The sequence below is a fragment of the Streptosporangium sp. G12 genome (assembly GCF_052983175.1).
On sequence record NZ_JBRIQO010000047.1, the window covers coordinates 19,182 to 36,812 of the forward strand.

At 72.6% G+C, this 17,631-nt stretch carries 17 protein-coding genes, 1 tRNA gene and 1 pseudogene; 14 read left to right on the forward strand and 5 right to left on the reverse strand.

All coding sequences use genetic code 11. The features are described from left to right. The first annotated feature begins 26 nt into the window (after positions 1-26). The 4 genes from proB (at position 27) to ACVCAG_RS43260 (ending at position 4,930) form a co-directional block, all read left to right on the forward strand. Entirely contained in the window at positions 27-1,151 is a 1,125-nt protein-coding gene (gene proB / locus ACVCAG_RS43245; RefSeq protein ID WP_440089250.1) for a glutamate 5-kinase, read from the forward strand. A gap of 17 nt (positions 1,152-1,168) precedes the next feature. Further along, the gene (locus ACVCAG_RS43250) at positions 1,169-2,458 is read left to right on the forward strand and encodes a glutamate-5-semialdehyde dehydrogenase (RefSeq protein ID WP_440089252.1); all 1,290 of its coding nucleotides are present in this window, start codon (positions 1,169-1,171) and stop codon (positions 2,456-2,458) included. Positions 2,459-2,726: 268 nt separating this feature from the next. Next, entirely contained in the window at positions 2,727-2,918 is a 192-nt protein-coding gene (locus ACVCAG_RS43255; protein ID WP_440089254.1) for a hypothetical protein, read from the forward strand. 221 nt (positions 2,919-3,139) lie between these two features. Further along, positions 3,140-4,930: a protein kinase domain-containing protein gene (locus ACVCAG_RS43260; RefSeq protein ID WP_440089256.1), complete on the forward strand. Its 1,791-nt coding sequence runs from the start codon at positions 3,140-3,142 to the stop codon at positions 4,928-4,930. A gap of 235 nt (positions 4,931-5,165) precedes the next feature. Here the strand turns inward: ACVCAG_RS43260 and ACVCAG_RS43265 are convergent, their stop codons facing one another. Then, positions 5,166-6,191 carry a M48 family metalloprotease gene (locus ACVCAG_RS43265; protein WP_440072398.1) on the reverse strand — a complete coding sequence of 342 codons (1,026 nt, stop codon included), beginning with the start codon at positions 6,189-6,191 and terminating at the stop codon, positions 5,166-5,168. Positions 6,192-6,265: 74 nt separating this feature from the next. Between ACVCAG_RS43265 and nadD the strand changes: the two genes are divergently transcribed. The 4 genes from nadD to ACVCAG_RS43285 all read left to right on the forward strand — a co-directional run bounded on the left by nadD (position 6,266) and on the right by ACVCAG_RS43285 (position 8,599). Continuing rightward, the gene (gene nadD, locus ACVCAG_RS43270) at positions 6,266-6,886 is read left to right on the forward strand and encodes a nicotinate-nucleotide adenylyltransferase (RefSeq protein ID WP_440089257.1); all 621 of its coding nucleotides are present in this window, start codon (positions 6,266-6,268) and stop codon (positions 6,884-6,886) included. Between the two features lie 477 nt (positions 6,887-7,363). Further along, positions 7,364-7,771, forward strand: a complete 408-nt coding sequence (gene rsfS, locus ACVCAG_RS43275; protein WP_350973855.1) for a ribosome silencing factor — start codon at positions 7,364-7,366, stop codon at positions 7,769-7,771. Then, the gene (locus ACVCAG_RS43280) at positions 7,768-8,400 is read left to right on the forward strand and encodes a histidine phosphatase family protein (protein WP_440089259.1); all 633 of its coding nucleotides are present in this window, start codon (positions 7,768-7,770) and stop codon (positions 8,398-8,400) included. The genes rsfS and ACVCAG_RS43280 overlap by 4 nt, the downstream gene beginning before the upstream one ends. A 126-nt stretch (positions 8,401-8,526) precedes the next feature. Next, a tRNA-Ala gene (locus ACVCAG_RS43285) sits at positions 8,527-8,599 on the forward strand. 163 nt (positions 8,600-8,762) lie between these two features. Here ACVCAG_RS43285 and ACVCAG_RS43290 read toward each other — a convergent pair. The 3 genes from ACVCAG_RS43290 to ACVCAG_RS43300 all read right to left on the reverse strand — a co-directional run bounded on the left by ACVCAG_RS43290 (position 8,763) and on the right by ACVCAG_RS43300 (position 12,057). Then, entirely contained in the window at positions 8,763-9,749 is a 987-nt protein-coding gene (locus tag ACVCAG_RS43290) for a helix-turn-helix transcriptional regulator (RefSeq protein ID WP_447191533.1), read from the reverse strand. A 293-nt stretch (positions 9,750-10,042) separates the two neighbouring features. Next, positions 10,043-11,383, reverse strand: coding sequence for an ATP-binding protein (locus tag ACVCAG_RS43295; protein ID WP_440072402.1), 1,341 nt, complete (start codon positions 11,381-11,383; stop codon positions 10,043-10,045). Continuing rightward, complete coding sequence (locus ACVCAG_RS43300; RefSeq protein WP_440089261.1) at positions 11,380-12,057, reverse strand: response regulator; 678 nt, start codon at positions 12,055-12,057, stop codon at positions 11,380-11,382. The genes ACVCAG_RS43295 and ACVCAG_RS43300 overlap by 4 nt, the downstream gene beginning before the upstream one ends. A 50-nt stretch (positions 12,058-12,107) precedes the next feature. Here ACVCAG_RS43300 and ACVCAG_RS43305 point away from each other — a divergent pair, with 50 nt between their 5' ends. Beyond that, complete coding sequence (locus ACVCAG_RS43305; protein ID WP_440089263.1) at positions 12,108-12,797, forward strand: hypothetical protein; 690 nt, start codon at positions 12,108-12,110, stop codon at positions 12,795-12,797. A 113-nt stretch (positions 12,798-12,910) separates the two neighbouring features. On the opposite strand, the pseudogene ACVCAG_RS43310 reads toward ACVCAG_RS43305, so the two are convergent. Then, a pseudogene (locus tag ACVCAG_RS43310) lies at positions 12,911-13,396 on the reverse strand (DUF523 domain-containing protein); the annotation flags it as partial. An 86-nt stretch (positions 13,397-13,482) separates the two neighbouring features. On the opposite strand from ACVCAG_RS43310, the gene ACVCAG_RS43315 reads away from it, so the two are divergent. The 5 genes from ACVCAG_RS43315 to ACVCAG_RS43335 all read left to right on the forward strand — a co-directional run bounded on the left by ACVCAG_RS43315 (position 13,483) and on the right by ACVCAG_RS43335 (position 17,583). Continuing rightward, positions 13,483-13,845 (forward strand): hypothetical protein, encoded by a 363-nt coding sequence (locus ACVCAG_RS43315; protein ID WP_440089264.1) that lies wholly within the window; start codon positions 13,483-13,485, stop codon positions 13,843-13,845. Further along, a complete protein-coding gene (locus ACVCAG_RS43320; RefSeq protein WP_440089266.1) occupies positions 13,842-14,222 on the forward strand; it encodes a hypothetical protein in 381 nt (126 codons plus the stop codon). Before ACVCAG_RS43315 ends, ACVCAG_RS43320 begins: the two co-directional genes overlap by 4 nt. 67 nt (positions 14,223-14,289) lie before the next feature. Next, positions 14,290-14,982, forward strand: coding sequence for an SRPBCC family protein (locus ACVCAG_RS43325; RefSeq protein ID WP_440089267.1), 693 nt, complete (start codon positions 14,290-14,292; stop codon positions 14,980-14,982). 385 nt (positions 14,983-15,367) lie between these two features. Next, complete coding sequence (locus tag ACVCAG_RS43330; RefSeq protein ID WP_440089269.1) at positions 15,368-16,597, forward strand: MFS transporter; 1,230 nt, start codon at positions 15,368-15,370, stop codon at positions 16,595-16,597. Between the two features lie 68 nt (positions 16,598-16,665). After that, a complete protein-coding gene (locus ACVCAG_RS43335) occupies positions 16,666-17,583 on the forward strand; it encodes a metal-dependent hydrolase (RefSeq protein WP_440089270.1) in 918 nt (305 codons plus the stop codon). The last annotated feature ends 48 nt before the right edge of the window (positions 17,584-17,631 follow it).

A 17,631-nucleotide genomic window follows, 5' to 3' on the forward strand; every position in this document is an offset into this window, starting at 1 on the left:
GTGATCATCTTCGAGAGGTGCGTGTCGTGGACTCTGCGCGCGAACGGATCCGTACGGCTTCACGCCTCGTCGTGAAGGTGGGTTCGTCCTCGCTCACCACCCCGCAGGGAATGATCGACGTCGACCGGGTGGACGCCCTGGTCGATGTGCTCGGCGCCCGGCGGAAGGCGGGCACCCAGATCGTGCTGGTCTCCTCCGGTGCGATCGCGGCGGGGCTCGGCCCGCTGGGCCTGCCCGCCAGGCCGCGCGACCTCGCCACCCAGCAGGCCGCCGCCTCGGTCGGCCAGGGCGTGCTGGTGGCCCGCTACACCTCCTCCTTCGCCCGGTACGGCCTGCGGGTCGGCCAGGTGCTGCTCACCGCCGACGACATGATGCGCCGCTCGCACCACGTCAACGCCGAGCGCACGCTGGCCCGGCTGCTGGAACTGGGCATCGTCCCGGTGGTCAACGAGAACGACACCGTGGCCACCGACGAGATCCGCTTCGGCGACAACGACCGGCTCGCCGCGCTGGTCGCCCACCTGACCCGGGCCGACGCGCTGGTGCTGCTGTCGGACGTGGACGCCCTCTACGACGGCGATCCCCGCCGTCCCGGTGCCCGCAGGCTCGCCGACGTACGCGGGCCGGAGGACCTCGTCGGGGTCGAGCTCGGCAAGGGCGGCGCGGTCGGCACCGGAGGCATGATCACCAAGGTCCAGGCCGCCAAGATCGCCACAGGGGCGGGTGTGCCCGTGGTGCTGACCGCCGCCGCGCACGCCGCCCAGGCCCTCGCGGGAACCGACGTCGGCACCTACTTCCACCCCGGCGGGCGCCACCCGGGCACCCGCCTGCTCTGGCTGGCCCACGCCACCACCGGCCGCGGCCGTCTCCACCTGGACTCCGGCGCCGTCGAGGCGGTGGTGAGCCGCCGCAAGTCGCTGTTGCCGGCCGGGGTCACCTCCGTCGAGGGCGAGTTCGCGGCGGGCGATCCGGTGGACCTGTGCGGGCCGCTCGGCCGGGTGGTCGCGCGCGGCCTGGTCAACTTCGACGCGGGGGAGATTCCCGAGCTGCTGGGACGCTCCACCCGGGAGCTGGCGGCCACCCTGGGGCCCGAGTACGAACGAGAGCTGATCCACCGCGACGACATCGTCATACTGGAATCCCACAACTAGTTCTTTTGGAGCGCGAGATGTCCGAGGACTTCCTGAAGGTTGCCCTGGCGGCGAAAGAGGCCGCCGCCGAGCTGGCCCCGCTGCCGAGGGCGCCGAAGGACGCCGCGCTCCGCGTGATGGCCGACGCGCTCGTGGCCGCCTCCGCCGAGATCGTCGCGGCCAACGCGCTCGACGTGGAGAGGGCCAGGGAGAGCGGGATCTCCGAGTACATGATCGACCGCCTCCGCCTCGACGAGGCCAGGATCGGGGCGATCGCCGAGGCGGTCCGCCAGGTCGCCGACCTTCCCGACCCCGTCGGCGAGGTGATCCGGGGCAACACGCTGCCCAACGGGCTGGAGCTGCGCCAGCTCCGGGTCCCGATCGGCGTGATCGGCATCATCTACGAGGGCCGCCCCAACGTGACCGTGGACGCCGCGGCGCTCTGCCTCAAGAGCGGCAACGCCACCCTGCTGCGCGGCTCGTCCAGCGCGTACGCGTCGAACACGGTCCTCGTCAGGATCATGCAGGAGGCGCTGGCGGGCACCCAGGTGCCCGCCGGGGCCGTCCAGCTGGTCCCCGGGCAGAGCCGCGACTCGGTCAAGGAACTCATGCGGGCCCGCGGCCTGGTCGACGTGCTGATCCCGCGCGGCGGCGCCTCGCTGATCAACTCGGTGGTGGAGGAGTCCACCGTCCCGGTGATCGAGACCGGCGTGGGCAACTGCCACGTCTACGTCGACGCCGACGCCGACCAGGACCTCGCGATCCAGATCCTGATCAACTCCAAGGTCCAGCGGCCCTCGGTGTGCAACTCCGCCGAGACGCTCCTGGTGCACGCGGCCGTGGCCGACGCCTTCGTGCCGCGCGCGCTGGCGGCGCTGGCGGCGGAGGGCGTCACGGTGCACGGCGACGCGCGCGTCGCGGCGTACGGCGACGTGGTGCCCGCCGAGGAGGAGGACTTCCGGATGGAGTACCTCTCGCTGGACATCGCCGCCGCCGTGGTCGACTCGCTGGAGGACGCGGTGGCGCACATCAGGAAGTACGGCTCGGCCCACACCGACGCGATCGTCACGCGCTCGGTCAGCGCCTCCCGCAGGTTCGTCGCGCTGGTCGACTCCGCGGCCGTGGCGGTCAACGCCTCGACCCGGTTCACCGACGGCGGGGAGTTCGGCTTCGGCGCGGAGATCGGCATCTCCACCCAGAAGCTGCACGCGCGCGGTCCCATGGGCCTGCCGGAGCTGACCTCGACCAAGTGGGTCTACACCGGCGAGGGTCACCTGCGCACGGCCGAGGGTACGGTCCTCGCCTCGCCCGAGGCCGCCTCCCGATAGTCCCTCGCGGTGGAGGTCTCCCGGGTGTCGCGTGTGCCGCGGGCCGCCGGCACCCGGGGTGCCCCGGGCACCGGTTTCGCCGGAGTCCGGGGTGACGCGGGCCGCCGATGCCCCGGTTCGGCACGCGGGGGTCCTGTCCGGGCCCTATGGTGTAGCCGGTACTCCAGAGGTTCATCGGGGGTCTCGTTCGGGCGTCTCCTTCTGGTTGCCGAGCGTTACGGCGTGTCGCTCCGTGTAATCGCGGTGGCTAGTGGTTTGACTGGATTCTATGGAAATCGTCGTTGCGTTCCTTTTCATAGCTCTTGTCCTCTTCGGTGCTGACCGGTTGCTGTTGCTGCTGGAGAGTCGCGGGCACGTCAACTGGCGCCGTACCGGACGCCGGGACCTGTCGGCGGAACCCACCGCGAAGCTCGACAGCCTGCTGGAAGACCCGGACCGAGGGCCGGTGCGCCGGCCCTGAGACGTCTCGCCCGTGGCGTGACCCGAGCCCGGCCGGCCCCGTGCCCGCGAAGCGTCCCGCTTTCCCGGATCTTTCCGGGAGTCCGGCGTGCCATCGGGAAAACGTCACACTCGCCCGCTATGGTGTGGTCTCCTATGGCTGGAGAGCAGGGAAGCGAGCGGGAGTGAGCGACCCGATAGGCGCAGCGGTCCCTGACCCATGTGGCCGACGCAGGAGGTCACGTGGGTCGTCTCGGGCGGGTCGGTCCCTACACGTTGCTGGAACGTCTCGGCCGTGGGGGAATGGGCGAGGTCTACCTCGCCTCCAGCCGCCGGGGTGACAACGTCGCGCTCAAGGTGCTCCACGACGTCCACGACGCCGGCTCCGAGGCCCGGGTGCGCCTGGAGCGAGAGGTCCGCGCCCTTCGCAGGGTGGAGAGCCCCTACGTCGCCCGCGTCGTCGACGCCGATCTCGACGGTGACCGGCCCTACCTGGTCATGGAGCACATCGAGGGAGACACCCTCCTGGAGCGGGTGCGCCGTGACGGCCCCCTGCGGGACGGCGCCCTGCTCAGTGTCGCGCAGGGGCTGGCCGTCGCCCTGTCGATCATCCACGCGGCAGGGGTCGTGCACCGCGACCTCAAACCGGCCAACGTGGTGGTCGACGGAGACGACGAGCCCGTCCTCATCGACTTCGGCATCGCCCACGTCCTGGACGCCACCCGGCTCACCCTGACCGGCACCTTCCTGGGCACCCCCGGCTACGCCGCCCCCGAGCTGTTCGCCGACGAGCACGTGGGCGAGCCCGCCGACGTGCACGCCTGGGCGGCCACCGTGGCCTTCGCCGCGACCGGCCGCCCCACCTTCGGCGGGGGCACCGTCGAGGCGCAGATGTACGCGATCCTCAACGGCCAGGCCGACCTCGAGGGCGTCCCGGCCGCCCTGCTGCCGCTGATCCGCGCCGCCCTCCACCGCGAGCCGGCCAAGCGCCCCACCGCGGCGCTCCTCACCGGCCGCCTGGGCCGCCTGGCCCGCGTGATCCCGTCCGAGGTGGGGGCGGTCCGGAAGTCGCCGGCTCCGGCGGGGGAGAAGACCGGCCCGGCCAGAAGGCAGGAGAGCCGCCCCAAGCCCGCCGCCAAGGGTGAGGATCCCGCCAGGGGTGGCAGGGCGGCCAGGGCGGAGACCGGCAGGGGACGGCCGCCCGCCCCGGCGGACGGCGCGGTGCGGGCGTCCCGCCTCCCGGCCGGTGCTGACGGCACGCCACGTGGTGGGCGGGCGGTGCCCGCCGGTGAGGCGGCCCGTGCGGCGCGGGCGCTCCCGGTGGCGGGTGAGACGTCCCGTGGCGGACGTCCGGCCGCCACGGTCGGTGAGACGTCCAGGACCGGCCGGGTCTCCACGGCCGCCGAGACGTCGCGCGGCGGGCGCCCGGCCGCCGCGTCCAGGACCGTCCGGCGTCAGGCGGGTAGGGGGCGGGGCGGTGCGGCCGGAGAGCTCAGGGGCGAGGGCAGGGCGGGGCCGCTGCCCGCGGGCAACGCGGCGCTGCTCCTGCTGGCCGTCCTGGCCGTCCCGTGCGTCGTGGCCACGGCCATCTGGCCGCCGGCCACCTTCGCCGTCACCGGGTTGTTCGCCACGCTGGCCCGTACGCTGTGGGTCGGTCACTGGCTGGTCAGGAAGCGCAAGTCGGTCAGGACCCGGGTGATCCTGCGGGTGCTGGGGTTCCCGCTGACCTTCGCCGTCTCGCTGCTGGCCGCCCTCGTGTGGCCGGGGCTGCCGGCGGCGACCCTCGCCGGGTGCGCGCTCTGGCTGACCCTCGGCGGCTCGCTGCCGCCCGACTGGTGGGCGCATCCCGCCCCGGTCGCCGTCGCCGGCGTCGTGTTCGGCGTCGTCTGCGGAGGCATCCTCGGCAGGGAGATCGAGCGGATCGGCGCCGAGCTCGTCGAGCTCCGCAAGGAGGGTCTGCGCGCGCTGGCCGTGCTGGGCGGGTTCGTCGCCCTGTGCTCCGCGGCCGTACGCGCGATCGCCCTCCTCGTGTAGGGAATCCGGTCCGGGAGCGGCGCGGGGGAGGGACCTCCCCGCGGCGGGATCGGCGGAGGCCGGGCGACCCCGGCCGGTGTGGCGATCCAGGTGCCGCGGGAGGGCGAGGCGCCGGTGCGGTTATCCGGCTTCGTCAATTCTTGTGACGCGGCAACAGGGCAATCCGGCGTATGGATGACTCGCATGGAAAAGGGCCCGAGAACAGCTGCCCGGACCCTTTCGGTGGAACTCTCCGTTAATTTCCATCGCGGCGGGAGAAGCGATTGAAGATGCGCTCCCCGGCGTTGACGGCGCCTTCGGCCACGTCGCGCAGGACGCCGATGAACGGGTCCTGGGACTGCGACCAGGAGTCGCGGTAGGAGCGGGCGGCGGCCCTGATCTCTTCGGAGATCTTCGCGTTGGCGTCGTCGGTGCGGCGGGGGTACTCCCCGGCGATGATCGTGTCGTACTCGCCGCCGCGGCGCCACTTGTCGAGCTCGGCGACGCGGGAGACGGCGAACGGGTGGGTGGTGCCCAGCAGGTTGAGGACCTTGAGCAGGCCGTCACGGACGTCGCCCGCGGTGTCGTACTCCCGCGCCTGGTCGAGGAAGGCCTCGATGTTCATCTCGTGCAGGCGCGAGCCGCCGGCGAGCTTCATCAGGGCGCGCAGCGCCGCGTCGGAGTCCTGGCCGCAGAGCAGGCCGCCACGGTCGGCGGAGAGCTCGGACTTGCGGTGCCACTCCTCCAGGCCGGCCACGATCGCGCGCAGGCCGATGTAGCCGAGCGGAATCCAGGCCACGCGGGTGGCCAGCCGGGTCAGGATGTCGAGCATGGTGCGGTAGACCGCGTGGCCCGACAGGATGTGGGCGGTCTCGTGGCCGATGACGAAGCGCTGCTCCTCCTCGTCCATCAGGTCGAGGAGGCCGGTCGTGACGACGATGAACGGGTCGTCGAAGCCGATCGCCTTCGCCTGCACCAGCGGGCTCTGCTGCACGTAGACCTCGGGAATGCGGTGGAGGTCGAGCGTGTAGGCCGCGTCGCGGCCCATGTCGTGCAGGGCTCGGAACTGGGTGTCGCTGGTCCGCACGGCCGAGGCGAGGTAGATCAGGCGCAGGCGGCGCTCGCTGACCAGGCCGGACATCTGCTTGAGCACCGTGTCGAACCCGCTGAGCGACCGGAGGGCGACCAGCGCGGACCGATCGGCAGGATGTTCGTAGGCGCGCGAGCTGATGCCGGGAAGCTGCACGCGGTGGCGATCCGGGGTGGTGGTCATGTCCGGCATGCTACGTCGGGTCCGCCTGCCCCGCGCGGGGGGTGGTTAAAAGCTGTGCACGGCTTGCACGTATGGTCCGTTTCATGATGAACGCGCCTACCGGCAAGGGGAAGCGACGTCTGGGCGTCATGGGCGGGACCTTCGACCCGATCCACCACGGCCATCTGGTCGCGGCCAGCGAGGTCGCCCACTACTTCGATCTCGACGAGGTGGTCTTCGTGCCGACGGGCCAGCCGTGGCAGAAGGCGGACAAGATCGTCTCAGCCGCCGAGGACCGCTATCTCATGACGGTCATCGCGACCGCCTCCAACCCCCGGTTCTCGGTGAGCCGCGTCGACATCGACCGCCCGGGGCCCACCTTCACGATCGACACGCTCCGGGAGATCTCCGCCGCCTGGGGACCCGACGTGGATCTCTACTTCATCACCGGCGCCGACGCCCTCGCCCAGATCCTGAGCTGGCGCGACGTCGACGAGCTGTTCACCATCGCGCACTTCGTGGGGGCCACCAGGCCCGGCCACGTCCTGCACGACCCCGGCCTGCCGGAGGGCAAGGTCAGCCTGGTGGAGATCCCGGCGCTGGCCATCTCGTCGTCGGAGTGCCGCCAGCGGGTGGCCTCGGGGGAGCCCATCTGGTATCTCGTCCCCGACGGCATCGTCCAGTACATCAACAAGCGGCATCTCTACGGCGGTACGTCCTCGTGACCTCCGGACCTCTGCGAGCGGGCCTGGGCGGGCCCGATCGGTGTTCTCGCCGGGCGGGCCGGCAGGCCGGGTGCCGGGCGGGCCGGCAGGGCCGGGCGGTGGCCGAGGGCCGGCGCGGAGAGTGGCCGGAGCGGCGGATGGTGAAAAATCCGGTGAATCACGATGATCTGGTGAAATGCCGCAGGTGAGAACGTGTTCCGATGAAATTCGCTATGATTTGGGAAGTTTGCGTGGGACGAGTATCCGCAGCTCACCCGGCATGACCGTCGAACGGCCCGGCCGGTGCCCGTCCCACCCGAGATCGACAAGCGCGGTCCCGACCGCGGAGGACGCCCCTGATCAGGCCGCCAATTCGTTTGCGGCGCGGAATCGGGTGGCACACGATAGGCGTTGTTCAAAAGGTGGCTCTTCAACGAGCGCCGAATCGGGCACCCTGATAGGTGACAGCGCCGACTAGCAGGAGGACTGACCCACACCGTGACAGCAACCGACAGATCCGTCCAGCTCGTCAGGCTCGCCGCCGAGGCGGCGGCGGACAAACTGGCCGATGACATCCTTGCCTACGACGTGAGCGACCAGCTCGTCATCACCGACGCGTTCGTGCTCTGCTCCGCCACCAACGACCGTCAGGTCCGCGCCATCGTCGACGAGATCGAGGACCGGCTGCGGATCGAGGCCGACGCCAAGCCCGTCCGCCGCGAGGGCGAGCGCGAGGGCCGCTGGGTCCTGCTGGACTACATCGACATCGTCGTGCACGTCCAGCACGAGGAGGACCGCACCTTCTACGCGCTGGAGCGCCTGTGGAAGGACTGCCCCTCCATCGCGCTGCCGGACAGCGTGACCCAGGTCGCCGCCCAGCGCGCCCGCGGGGCGGTAGCTGAGTGAGTCGTCGCGTCGTCTGCCTCAGGCATGGCCAGACGCTGTGGAACGTCGAGCACCGCTTCCAGGGTCACAGCGACATCCCCCTTGACGAGACCGGGGTCGCGCAGGCCACCCGCGCGGCCTCGCTGCTCGCCGCGCTCCGCCCCACCATGATCGTCTCCTCCGATCTCCAGCGGGCCTTCGACACCGCCTCGGCGCTGGGACGCGTCACCGGCCTGGACGTCACCGTCGACAAGGACCTGCGCGAGCGGGGCGGAGGCCAGTGGGAGGGGCTCACCCGGGAGGAGATCTCCGAGAGGTGGCCCCGGGAGTTCACCAGCTGGGAGGCACCGGGCGGTGAGGCGGTCGGCGACGTCGCCGACCGGGTCTCCTCGGCCGTGCGCCGCTGGGCGGCGGAGGTCGACTCCGACGGCCTGCTGGTCGTCGTCTCGCACGGGGCGGCGATCCGGCTCGGCATCGCCAGGCTCATGAACCTGCCGCAGGAGCTCTGGCCCGCCCTGGGCGGCCTCGGAAACTGCTCGTGGTCGGTGCTGGAGGAGGCGCGCAAGGGCTGGCGCCTGCTGGAGCACAACGCCGGGACTCTGCCCGAGCCGGTCAGCAGCGACGACAACCCCGAGGTCACCCAGGAGTGACCTTCGAGCGGCGCGGCTTGCGCCCCGGTGGCGGGCGCGGGCCGTGTGGTCGTCGATTAGGTGAACACGCGGGTGTCCTTATATGCTTCCCGAGCGCCGCGACGAGAGCACTCGAAGCGGTGACCAGGGGCTATGGCGCAGCTGGTAGCGCGCCTCCATGGCATGGAGGAGGTCTGGGGTTCGAATCCCCATAGCTCCACGTCGGGCCGTTCTCCGGACGGGCCGCGAAGACGTCGCCGAGATCCCGTCCGATCACCACGATCGGGCGGGATCTCGGCGTTTCCGGCCTCGGGAACGGCGGCGGTCGTCTTCCGGGGCCTGGGAACGGCGCCGGTCGTTCTGAGGCCCGGGAACGGCCGTGGTCACCCGGTCCCGGGCCGGCCGTAGATCCCGGCCACCGCCCGCGCGGTCTCCGCGACGAGGTCGCGCAGCTCCGCCGGGGCGACGACCTCCAGATCCGCGCCGAAGCGCAGGAACTCCGCCAGCGCGTGCCGCGGGGACTCGACCGGGACCGTGAGCCGCGTCCAGCCCTCGTGGTCCGGGGCCTCCGCGGTGGCCTCGGCGGCTCGCAGGACGGCCGGGCGGACCATGTCCGGCAGCCGCTCCATGCCGAACGGCGAGAGCCGGATGACGGCCTCGCCCCGCAGGAGCCGCGCCTCGAACTCCTCCAGGGCGCCGTTCCAGTGCGCGGCGAGGTCGAAACCGGCGGGCCGCTCGAACGACTCCCGGAGCGCGCGCAGTTCCAGGATCTGCGAGACCCGGTAGGTGCGCACGTGCTCGCCGCCGCGCGCGACGAGATACCAGCGTCCCGCCTTGAGGACCAGCCCGTACGGCTCCAGCGTGCGGACCACGTCCTGGGGGGCCTTCCAGCGGTGGTAGCGGATCTCCAGGCGGCGCTCGTTCCAGACGGCGTCGGCCACCGCCGCCAGGTGCGGGGTCTCGTCGGCGCCGTGGTACCAGCCGGGCGCGTCGAGGTGGAAGCGCTCGCGGATCCGCCCGGCCCTGTCCCTGAGCTCGACCGGGAGCGCCGCCATCAGCTTGAGCCCCGCGGCCGTCACCACCGAGCCCAGGCCGAGCTCCGCGGCGGGACCCGGCATCCCCGCCAGGAACAGCGACTCCGCCTCGCCCGCGGTCAGCCCGGTGAGCCGGGTACGGTAACCGTCGAGCAGCCGGTAACCGCCGGAGGGCCCAGCGTCGCCGTACAGCGGCACGCCGGCGGAGTGGAGCGAGTCCACGTCGCGGTAGACGGTCCGGACCGAGACCTCGAGTTCGGCCGCCAGTTCCCGGGCGGTCATCCTGCCGCGGGTCTGCAGGAGCATCAGCAGGGAGATGAGACGGCTCGCGCGCATGTCACGAATTATCCGGCGAGGGCGTGAAAACGGATTCCCGGCTCGCCCTTGCCGCGCCGGCCGCGCCTCCTCCGTCTGGATACGAGGCCGGCACGGTAGGGCGAGCCGGAAACCGTGGACGCGGGTGACGTCCGCGCTCCTCTCCATGATCGGCCAGTCGGAGCGGTGAAACAGCGCGTTTTAGCCTTACTTAAGGTGGGTTTACGGGTGACCTAACCAACGCCGGGGTCCCTCCCGTGGGCCGCCCCGTACCGGCGTACGGCGTTGTTCCCCGGCGGCCCGGGACAGGTCTCTCAGCGCGTCGCGTTCCTGCGCGGCCAGCGGTCGCCGACCAGGCGCCGGGCGGTACGCGGGGGCCGGTCGTGCCGGTCGGTGCGGAACCAGAGCTGGACCCTGGCGCCGCCGAGGGAGGAGGCGTCGATCCGCAGCGTGCCGCCCGAGGACTCCGCGAGCCTGCGGGCGATGTCCAGGCCGAGCCCGGTCGATCCCGCCCCGCTGGCCCCGCGCCGCAGCGCCGCCTCGGGGTCGGGGATGCCGGGGCCGGCGTCGGCGATCAGCATGCCGACGGTGCCCGCGCCCTGGTGCAGGGTCACCGTGAACGCCGTGCCCTCGGGGGTGTGCCGGAAGACGTTGCCGAGCAGGGCGTCCAGCACGGCGCTGAGCTCGGTGGCCGCGACCGGGACCCGCGCGGGGGCCGAGGCGCCGATCAGCTCCCAGGGACGCCGCTGGTCCTCGGCGAGCGCGGACCAGAAGGTCAGCCGTTCGCGCAGCACCTCGGCGGCGTCGCAGTGGACGAGTTCCGGCGCGCGGGAGGGCTGCCTGGCCGCCGCGATGATCTGGTCCACCTCGGCCTCCAGGCGGCCCAGCGCGCTCCTGCTCTGCTCGGCCTCGGGTCCCAGGTGGTCCAGGCTGAGCCGGAGCGCGGTGAGGGGGGTGCGCAGGCGGTGCGACAGGTCGGCGGCCATCTCCCGCTCGGCGGCCAGCAACTGGGTCACGCGGTCGGCCATGCTGTTGAACGCCTCGCCGGCCGCGACCAGCTCGGGCGGGCCCTCGGGCTCGATGCGGACGCTGAGGTCCCCGGCGCCCAGGGCGCTCGCCGCCCGGCCCAGCCGCCGGGCCGAGCGCACCACGCGCACGCCCAGCCGGTCGCCGACCAGCAGCGATCCGGCGACGAGCACCGCCGCCACCCCGCTCAGCACCGCCCACGACGAGGCGACGCCCCGGGTGAGGTCCGCCGACGGGATGAAGATCTCGATGACCACGGTCCTGCCGCCGTCCAGGGCGACGGGGCGCAGCAGGAGGTAGCCGGTGTCCATCTCCGCGGTGATGGCCCGGGTGAGCCGGGAGGCCGCGGCCACGGTCTCGGCGGGGGCCCTGACGGTGCCGGCCGAGCCGCCGCCGGGCAGGTGGACCGCGATCCGGTCCCGCGCGCCGGTGCTGAGCAGCGCGTGGGTCAGCCGGTCGGGATCGACGGTGATGGCCAGCACCGGGACCAGCGCCGACGCCTGCCGCTCCGCCTCGGCCATGGCCCGGCCGTGGGCGATCTCCCTGACGATGAGCCCGAGCGGTATCAGGAAGGCCAGGGCGACCATCGAGGTTCCCGCGACGGTGAGCAGGGCCAGGGTCCGCCTCACGGCGGTGTGATCAGCATGACCCCCACGCCGCGTACGGTGTGCAGGTAGCGGGGGGAGGAGGCGCTCTCGCCGAGTTTGCGCCGCAGCCAGGACAGGTGGACGTCGATCGTCTGGTCGTCCCCGTAGGACTGCTGCCACACCTCGGTGAGCAGTTCCTTGCGGGAGACCACCCGGTCGGCGCGGGCGGCGAGGTAGGCGAGCAGGTCGAACTCGCGCCTGGTGAGGGTGAGCGCGGCGCCGTCCAGCCCGGCCTCGCGCCGGTTGAGGTCCACCGACAGCGCGCCGACGCACAGTACCGCGGGTGGGGCCGCGCTCCGCGCCCGGCGCAGCACGGCGTCCAGACGGGCGTTCAGATGGTCGCCGGAGAACGGTTTGACCAGGTAGTCGTCGGCCCCCGCCTGGAGCAGGCGGACGATCTCCGCCTCGTTGTCCCTGGCCGTGGCCACGATGACCGGCACGCTGGAGACGCTGCGGACCATCTTGAGCGCCTCCGCCCCGTCCAGGTCGGGCAGCCCGAGGTCGAGGACCACCGCGTCCGGAGGGTTCTGGGTGATCTCCCTCAGCGCGTCGAGGGCGCGCCCCGCGCTGCGCACGGCGTGCTGGCGCCTGCTGAGTTCCTGGATGATCGCGGATCGTACGTACTCGTCGTCTTCGACCACTAGAACCGTCGCCATGCCATGTAACGGTAGTGAACGGTGAGACGTATGGCGTAATAATTCACGACATGCGGCAGACGCTGGGATTCATAGCGGTGTGGTGCGGGGCCACCGTCCTGGCGATCTCGGTCGCCTGGTTCGGCGTCCGTGACGTGCTCCGCAGCGAGGTCTTCGACGACGCGAGCATCGAACCGCTGAACGCCGCCATCGGCCGTACGGGAGACTCGACGCTCCCGCCGGGAGCGCCCACGGGGCCGCAGGTCCTCGGCACGCCGACCGCCTCCTCCGCCGCGCCCGGCCGGACCTCCGCGCCCCGTACCACCCCGTCCGGGCGGGAGACCGCCGGGCCGCGCCCGGGCCGCTCCCCGTCGAGGACCGCCGCGATGCCGGTACGCGCGCGGGAGACCGGGCTCTCCCGTCCCGGGCCGTCGGCGTCGCCGTCCCGGTCTCCGTCCAGGCCCGCCGCGACCCAGGCCGCCCCCGCCCCCTCGTCGTCCGCCGCGCCCAAGGCGACGGCCACCAGGACGCAGTCGATCTCCACCGAGAACCTGCGCGTGGTGAACGTCAAGGGCGGTTCGGTCTCGTTCGCCATCGAGGACGGCGTGTGCCGCCTGATCGCCGCCGCTCCCAACGCGGGCTACGAGGCCAAGGTCGCCTCGGCCACCGGCTGGATCCGGGTCGACCTCGTCCAGGGACAGCACGGCTCGGCGGTCTTCTGCATCGGAGGGGAGAACCGCACCGACCTGTGGGAGTACTAGGACCGGTCCGCGGGAGCGCCGGGATCGCGGGGGTGCTCTTCGGAAGGACGACCGGAGTGCCGGTCGCCGAGGTCGCGGGGGTGTTCCTCGCGCGGGTCCGGGGGCCGGTCGCCGAGATCGCGCAGGCGCGCGGCGGCCTCGGCGACGCGGTCCTCGCCGAAGACCGCGACGCCGTGCCGTTCCAGCAGGGCGGTGGTGACCCCGTGGCCGGGCACCCGCCGGCCGCCGAAGGCGCCGTCGTGAACGGTCAGGCTGCCGCAGGAAGGGCTGCCCTCCTTCAGGATCGCCACCCTCACACCGTGGGCCCGCGCGGCGGCGAGCGCCGCCCGCGCGCCGGCCAGGAAGGCCTCCGTGACGTCGGCGCCCCCGGCGGTCAGCACCCGGGCCGTCCCGGCCAGCACCGCCTCGCCCCCGGCTCCGCCCTCGATCTCCGCGGCCGGGCGCGGGACGGGCAGGCCGCCCTCGACCTCGGGGCAGAACGGGACGAGCCGTCCCTCCCGCCGCCACGCGGCCAGCAGCGCGTCGCCGCTCGTCTTGGCGGCCCCGTCGTAACGGACCCTCCGCCCCATCAGGCAGGCACTGACCAGGATCCTCTCCACGGCCCCAGAGTACGTGGCGCGGCGCGGGGGGCGAGGGGGCCGGGCAGTACCCTTCTGCCCATGCTTCTCGATGTCCTGAGGTCGCGATGATCGGCCCGCTCGCGACCGGCCTGATCCTGCTGTCGCTGGTGATCGGGATCTTCGGCCTCGTCAGCACGGCGAGGAACAGGGCGATGGGGAGAACGCTCCTCGTCGCGCTCGGGGTGTTGGAACTCGGCCTGCTCGTCCAGGCCGGGTTCGTGATCGCCGCGCTGGTGAGGGGCGAGGGGCCCGCGGAGACGGCCACGCTCATCGGCTATCTGGCGGGCAGCCTGGTGATCCCGCCGGCGGCGGCGTTCTGGGGGGTCGGCGAGCGCTCGCGCTGGGGTCCTGCGGTGATCGCGGTGGCGGGCTTCGCGATTCCCGGCATGGTCGGGCGGATGCTCCAGGTCTGGCAGGGACTGCCGTGAGCGAGCCGGCGATCGGCACCGGGCCCGGACGCGCGCTGGTGGCGCTCTACGGGGTGTTCGCCCTCGCCGCGGGAGCCCGCGCCGCCGTGCAGATCGCCACCCGGTTCTCGGAGGCCCCGCTGGCCTACTCGCTGTCGGCGTTCGCCGCCGCCGTCTACGTCGTGCTCACCGTGGCGCTGGCCAGGGGGAACAGGACCCTGGCACTGGTCGCCTGCGGTGTCGAGCTGGCCGGGGTGCTCGTCGTGGGCACGCTCAGCATGGCCGACCCCGAGGCCTTCCCGCGCGCCACAGTTTGGTCGGGCTATGGAAGCGGATACCTATTCATCCCATTTGTTCTGCCTATCCTGGGGCTCTACTGGCTTTTGCGGCGCCGCTAGTTAGGCCCGCATCTCATCGGGCATGTGTGCCTCCCGTACCGACCGAACCACAAGGGAGGACACGGTCATGAGTTCGATCGAACAGTCCGTCGACGTCAACGTTCCGATTCGGACCGCGTACAACCAGTGGACCCAGTTCGAGAGCTTTCCCGAGTTCATGGAAGGCGTCGAGACGATCAAGCAGTTGAGCGACACGCGCACGGCGTGGGTCGTCGAGATCGCGGGGGTCCGCCGGGAGTTCGAGGCGGAGATCACCGAGCAGCACCCCGACGAGCGGGTGGCCTGGAAGTCGGTCGAGCGGCCGCACCAGGCGGGCGTGGTGACCTTCCACCGCCTCGGCCCCGACACCACCCGGGTCACGTTGCAGATGGAGTACGACCCCGAGGGGTTCGTCGAGACCGTCGGAGACTGGCTGCAGATCGTCCGCCTGCGCGTCCGCGGCGACATGGAGCGTTTCAAGACCTTCATCGAGTCGCGCGGCGGCGAGACCGGCGCGTGGCGCGGCGACGTGCCCGGCCCGCACGAGCACGGCGACGCCGGCACCGGTGGTGCCGGTGACCGGAGGCCGGGCGAGTACGGCGGCACCGGTACGGGAGGCGGCTACGGATCCGACGACGCCGTGCCCTCGCCGCCCCCGCGCACGGCGGGCCAGTCCTACCCGTCGGACCCGGGGCTTCCCCCGCCCGGTGGCACGCCGCTGCCCCCGGCCGGTCGTGGGCTCGGCGAGGAGCCGCCGCCCTCCCCGGGGCCGCGCATCTGACGCCCGCCCGCCGGGGTCGCCCACCTGAAGCCCCGCCGCCCTGACCGGGCGGTGGATCCTCGTTCGAGACGCGCGTCCGGCGCCGGCCGGCCCCGGGCCGCGCGCCCGGCGCAGGCGCGCCCGGTGGCGTCGCTCCGGCGTCCGGTGCCCGAACCGTCCGGGATTCCGGGCATCCGGAAGCCGGGGAGCCGTACCGGTGCGTAAGAGAGCCGGGTCACGTTCTGTAAACAGGGACGTGGCCCGGCTTTCATGTTGTCAGCGATTCGCGCCCGTTCGGATCCGGTGCATGCGGTCAGGAACAAATCAAGGTTTCGCTCCTGTTACAGTCGGGGTCAGCCAATCATCCTACGATTGGATGAAATTACTGAGGAGGACTGGAACCAGCATGAGCGTGCTCACCCATCAGACCAGGGGCCGCACCGGTGGAACGACAGGCTCTCTCGCCTGGTTGCTCGTGCTGGGAATCGTTCTCGCGGCGCTGAACCTGCGTACCGCCGTCACGAGCGTCGGGCCGGTTCTCGACCAGATCACCTCTGGTCTCGGCATGACCGCCGTCGGAGCCGGGCTGCTCACAACGCTCCCCGTGCTCATCTTCGCCTCGGTCGGCGCGGTCACCCCCGCGCTGGCCAGGAAGGTCGGAGAGCACCGCCTGCTGCTCTTCGCCCTCATCGTCCTCGGCGCGGGCCTGCTCGTCCGATCGATGGTGGGCTCGGCCGAGGTCTTCCTCTACAGCAGCGCCCTCGCGCTGTCGGGCGGCGCGGTGGGCAACGTGCTCATCCCCAGCCTGATCAAGCGTCACTTCCCGGGCCGGGCCGGGGCCATGACCACCGTCTACACCACCGCCCTGGCGGTGGGCACGATGCTCGCGGCCGCCGCGACCGTGCCCATCCAGCGGGCCACCGACGGCAACTGGCACGTTGCCCTGGGGGTGTGGGGGGCGTTCGCCGCCGTCGCCGCCATTCCGTGGCTTGCGCTCTCGCGCAGTGAGCCGGAGCGGCACGGCGCGAGCGCGGGAACGGGTGCCCGCGCCCTGCTCCGCAGCAGGCTGGCCTGGGCGGTCGCCGCCTACTTCGGCACCCAGAGCATGGTCGCCTACATCATGTTCGGCTTCCTGCCGAAGATGCTCACCGACGGCGGCTACACCACCGCGCAGGCGGGTCTGGTGCTGGGCGTCTTCACCGCGATCGGCATCCCGGTCTCGCTCGTCGTGCCCTCGATCACGTCGAGGTTCTCCGACCAGAGGCCCGCGGTGGCCGTCTTCGTCCTCTTCTACGCAGCCGGTTTCCTCGGCCTCTGGCTCGGGCCCTCCGCTCTGGCCTGGGCCTTCGCCAGCCTGGTCGGCATCGGCATGGGATCGTTCCCGCTCGCGCTGACCATGCTCGCCATGCGCACCCGCACCTCCGAGGCGACGGCCGCGCTGTCGGCCTTCGGGCAGAGCACCGGGTACCTCATCGCGGGTGCCGGGCCCCTGGTCGTCGGCGTCATGCACGAGTCGACCGGTGGCTGGACGCTGCCGTTCCTGCTGCTGTTCGCGGTGGTCGCCGCCCAGTTCGTGGCCGGCTGGTACGCGGGCCGTCCGGGCTACCTGGAGGACGAGCCGTCCTTCGCGCGCTGATCCACCGTGGACCGGTACGGCTTGCGCCCCTGCGGGGGCGGCGCAAGCCGTACCGGCATAATGGGGCGATGCCCATCACGGACTCGACGCGGGTCACCTACCCGGGCGGAGCGGTCAGGGGGCGTTCGGCCGTCGTCGCCACCGTGCCGGTCGGGGACGGGTACGGGACCATCGTGGCCGAGACCCCTTTCCACCCGCTGGACCACACCTGGCCCGACCAGCCGGCCGACGCGGGCACCATCGGCGGGCTCGCGGTGACCGGCTGCGTCACCGGAGCCGTGGCCGAGGGCGAGGAGACCGTCCATCTGGGCGCGGACATCCCGGTGCGCCGGGGTACCCCCGGCTGGCACTGGCTGGTCGTCCACGTCACCGCCGAACCCGTCGCGGACGGCGAGCTCGCCGGCGACGGTTTCACAGCCCCCGGGTCCGGCGGCGCCGGGCCCGGCGGTGAGGTCGAGCTGGTGGTCGACGCCGCGGGCCGCCGCGCGCTCTCGGCGGGGCACACCGCCTGCCACCTCGCCGCGCTCGCGCTCAACGCGGCGCTGGCCGGACGGTGGCGCAAGGAGGTGCCCGCCGACGGGCTGGGCCACCCCGACTTCGACCAGACGGCCATCGCCTCCTCGCGGATCCTTCCCGGCGGCAGCCACGACGTCTACCGGCTGGGCAGGTCGCTGCGCCGCAAGGGTTTCGGCACCGAGGGGCTGGCCGAGGAGCTCCCGGAGATCGCCCGCCTGGTCGGCGACCGGCTCACGGCGTGGATCGCGGCCGACGCCGCCGTCAGGATCGACACCCCGGGTCCGGAGCTGACCGCCCGGCGCACCTGGCACTGCGCCCTGCCCGAGGCCGAGGTCTCCATCCCGTGCGGGGGGACGCACCTGTCGAGCACCGCCGAGCTCGGCACGATCGCCGTGGCCCTGGACCTGTCCGCCGACGGCTCCGAGCTGACCATGCGCACCACCGCCGGTCCGTACGCCGGCGGTTCGTAGTCCTTAGGACACGGGGCATCGGGCGGCCGCTCTCACCGCTCTCACCGT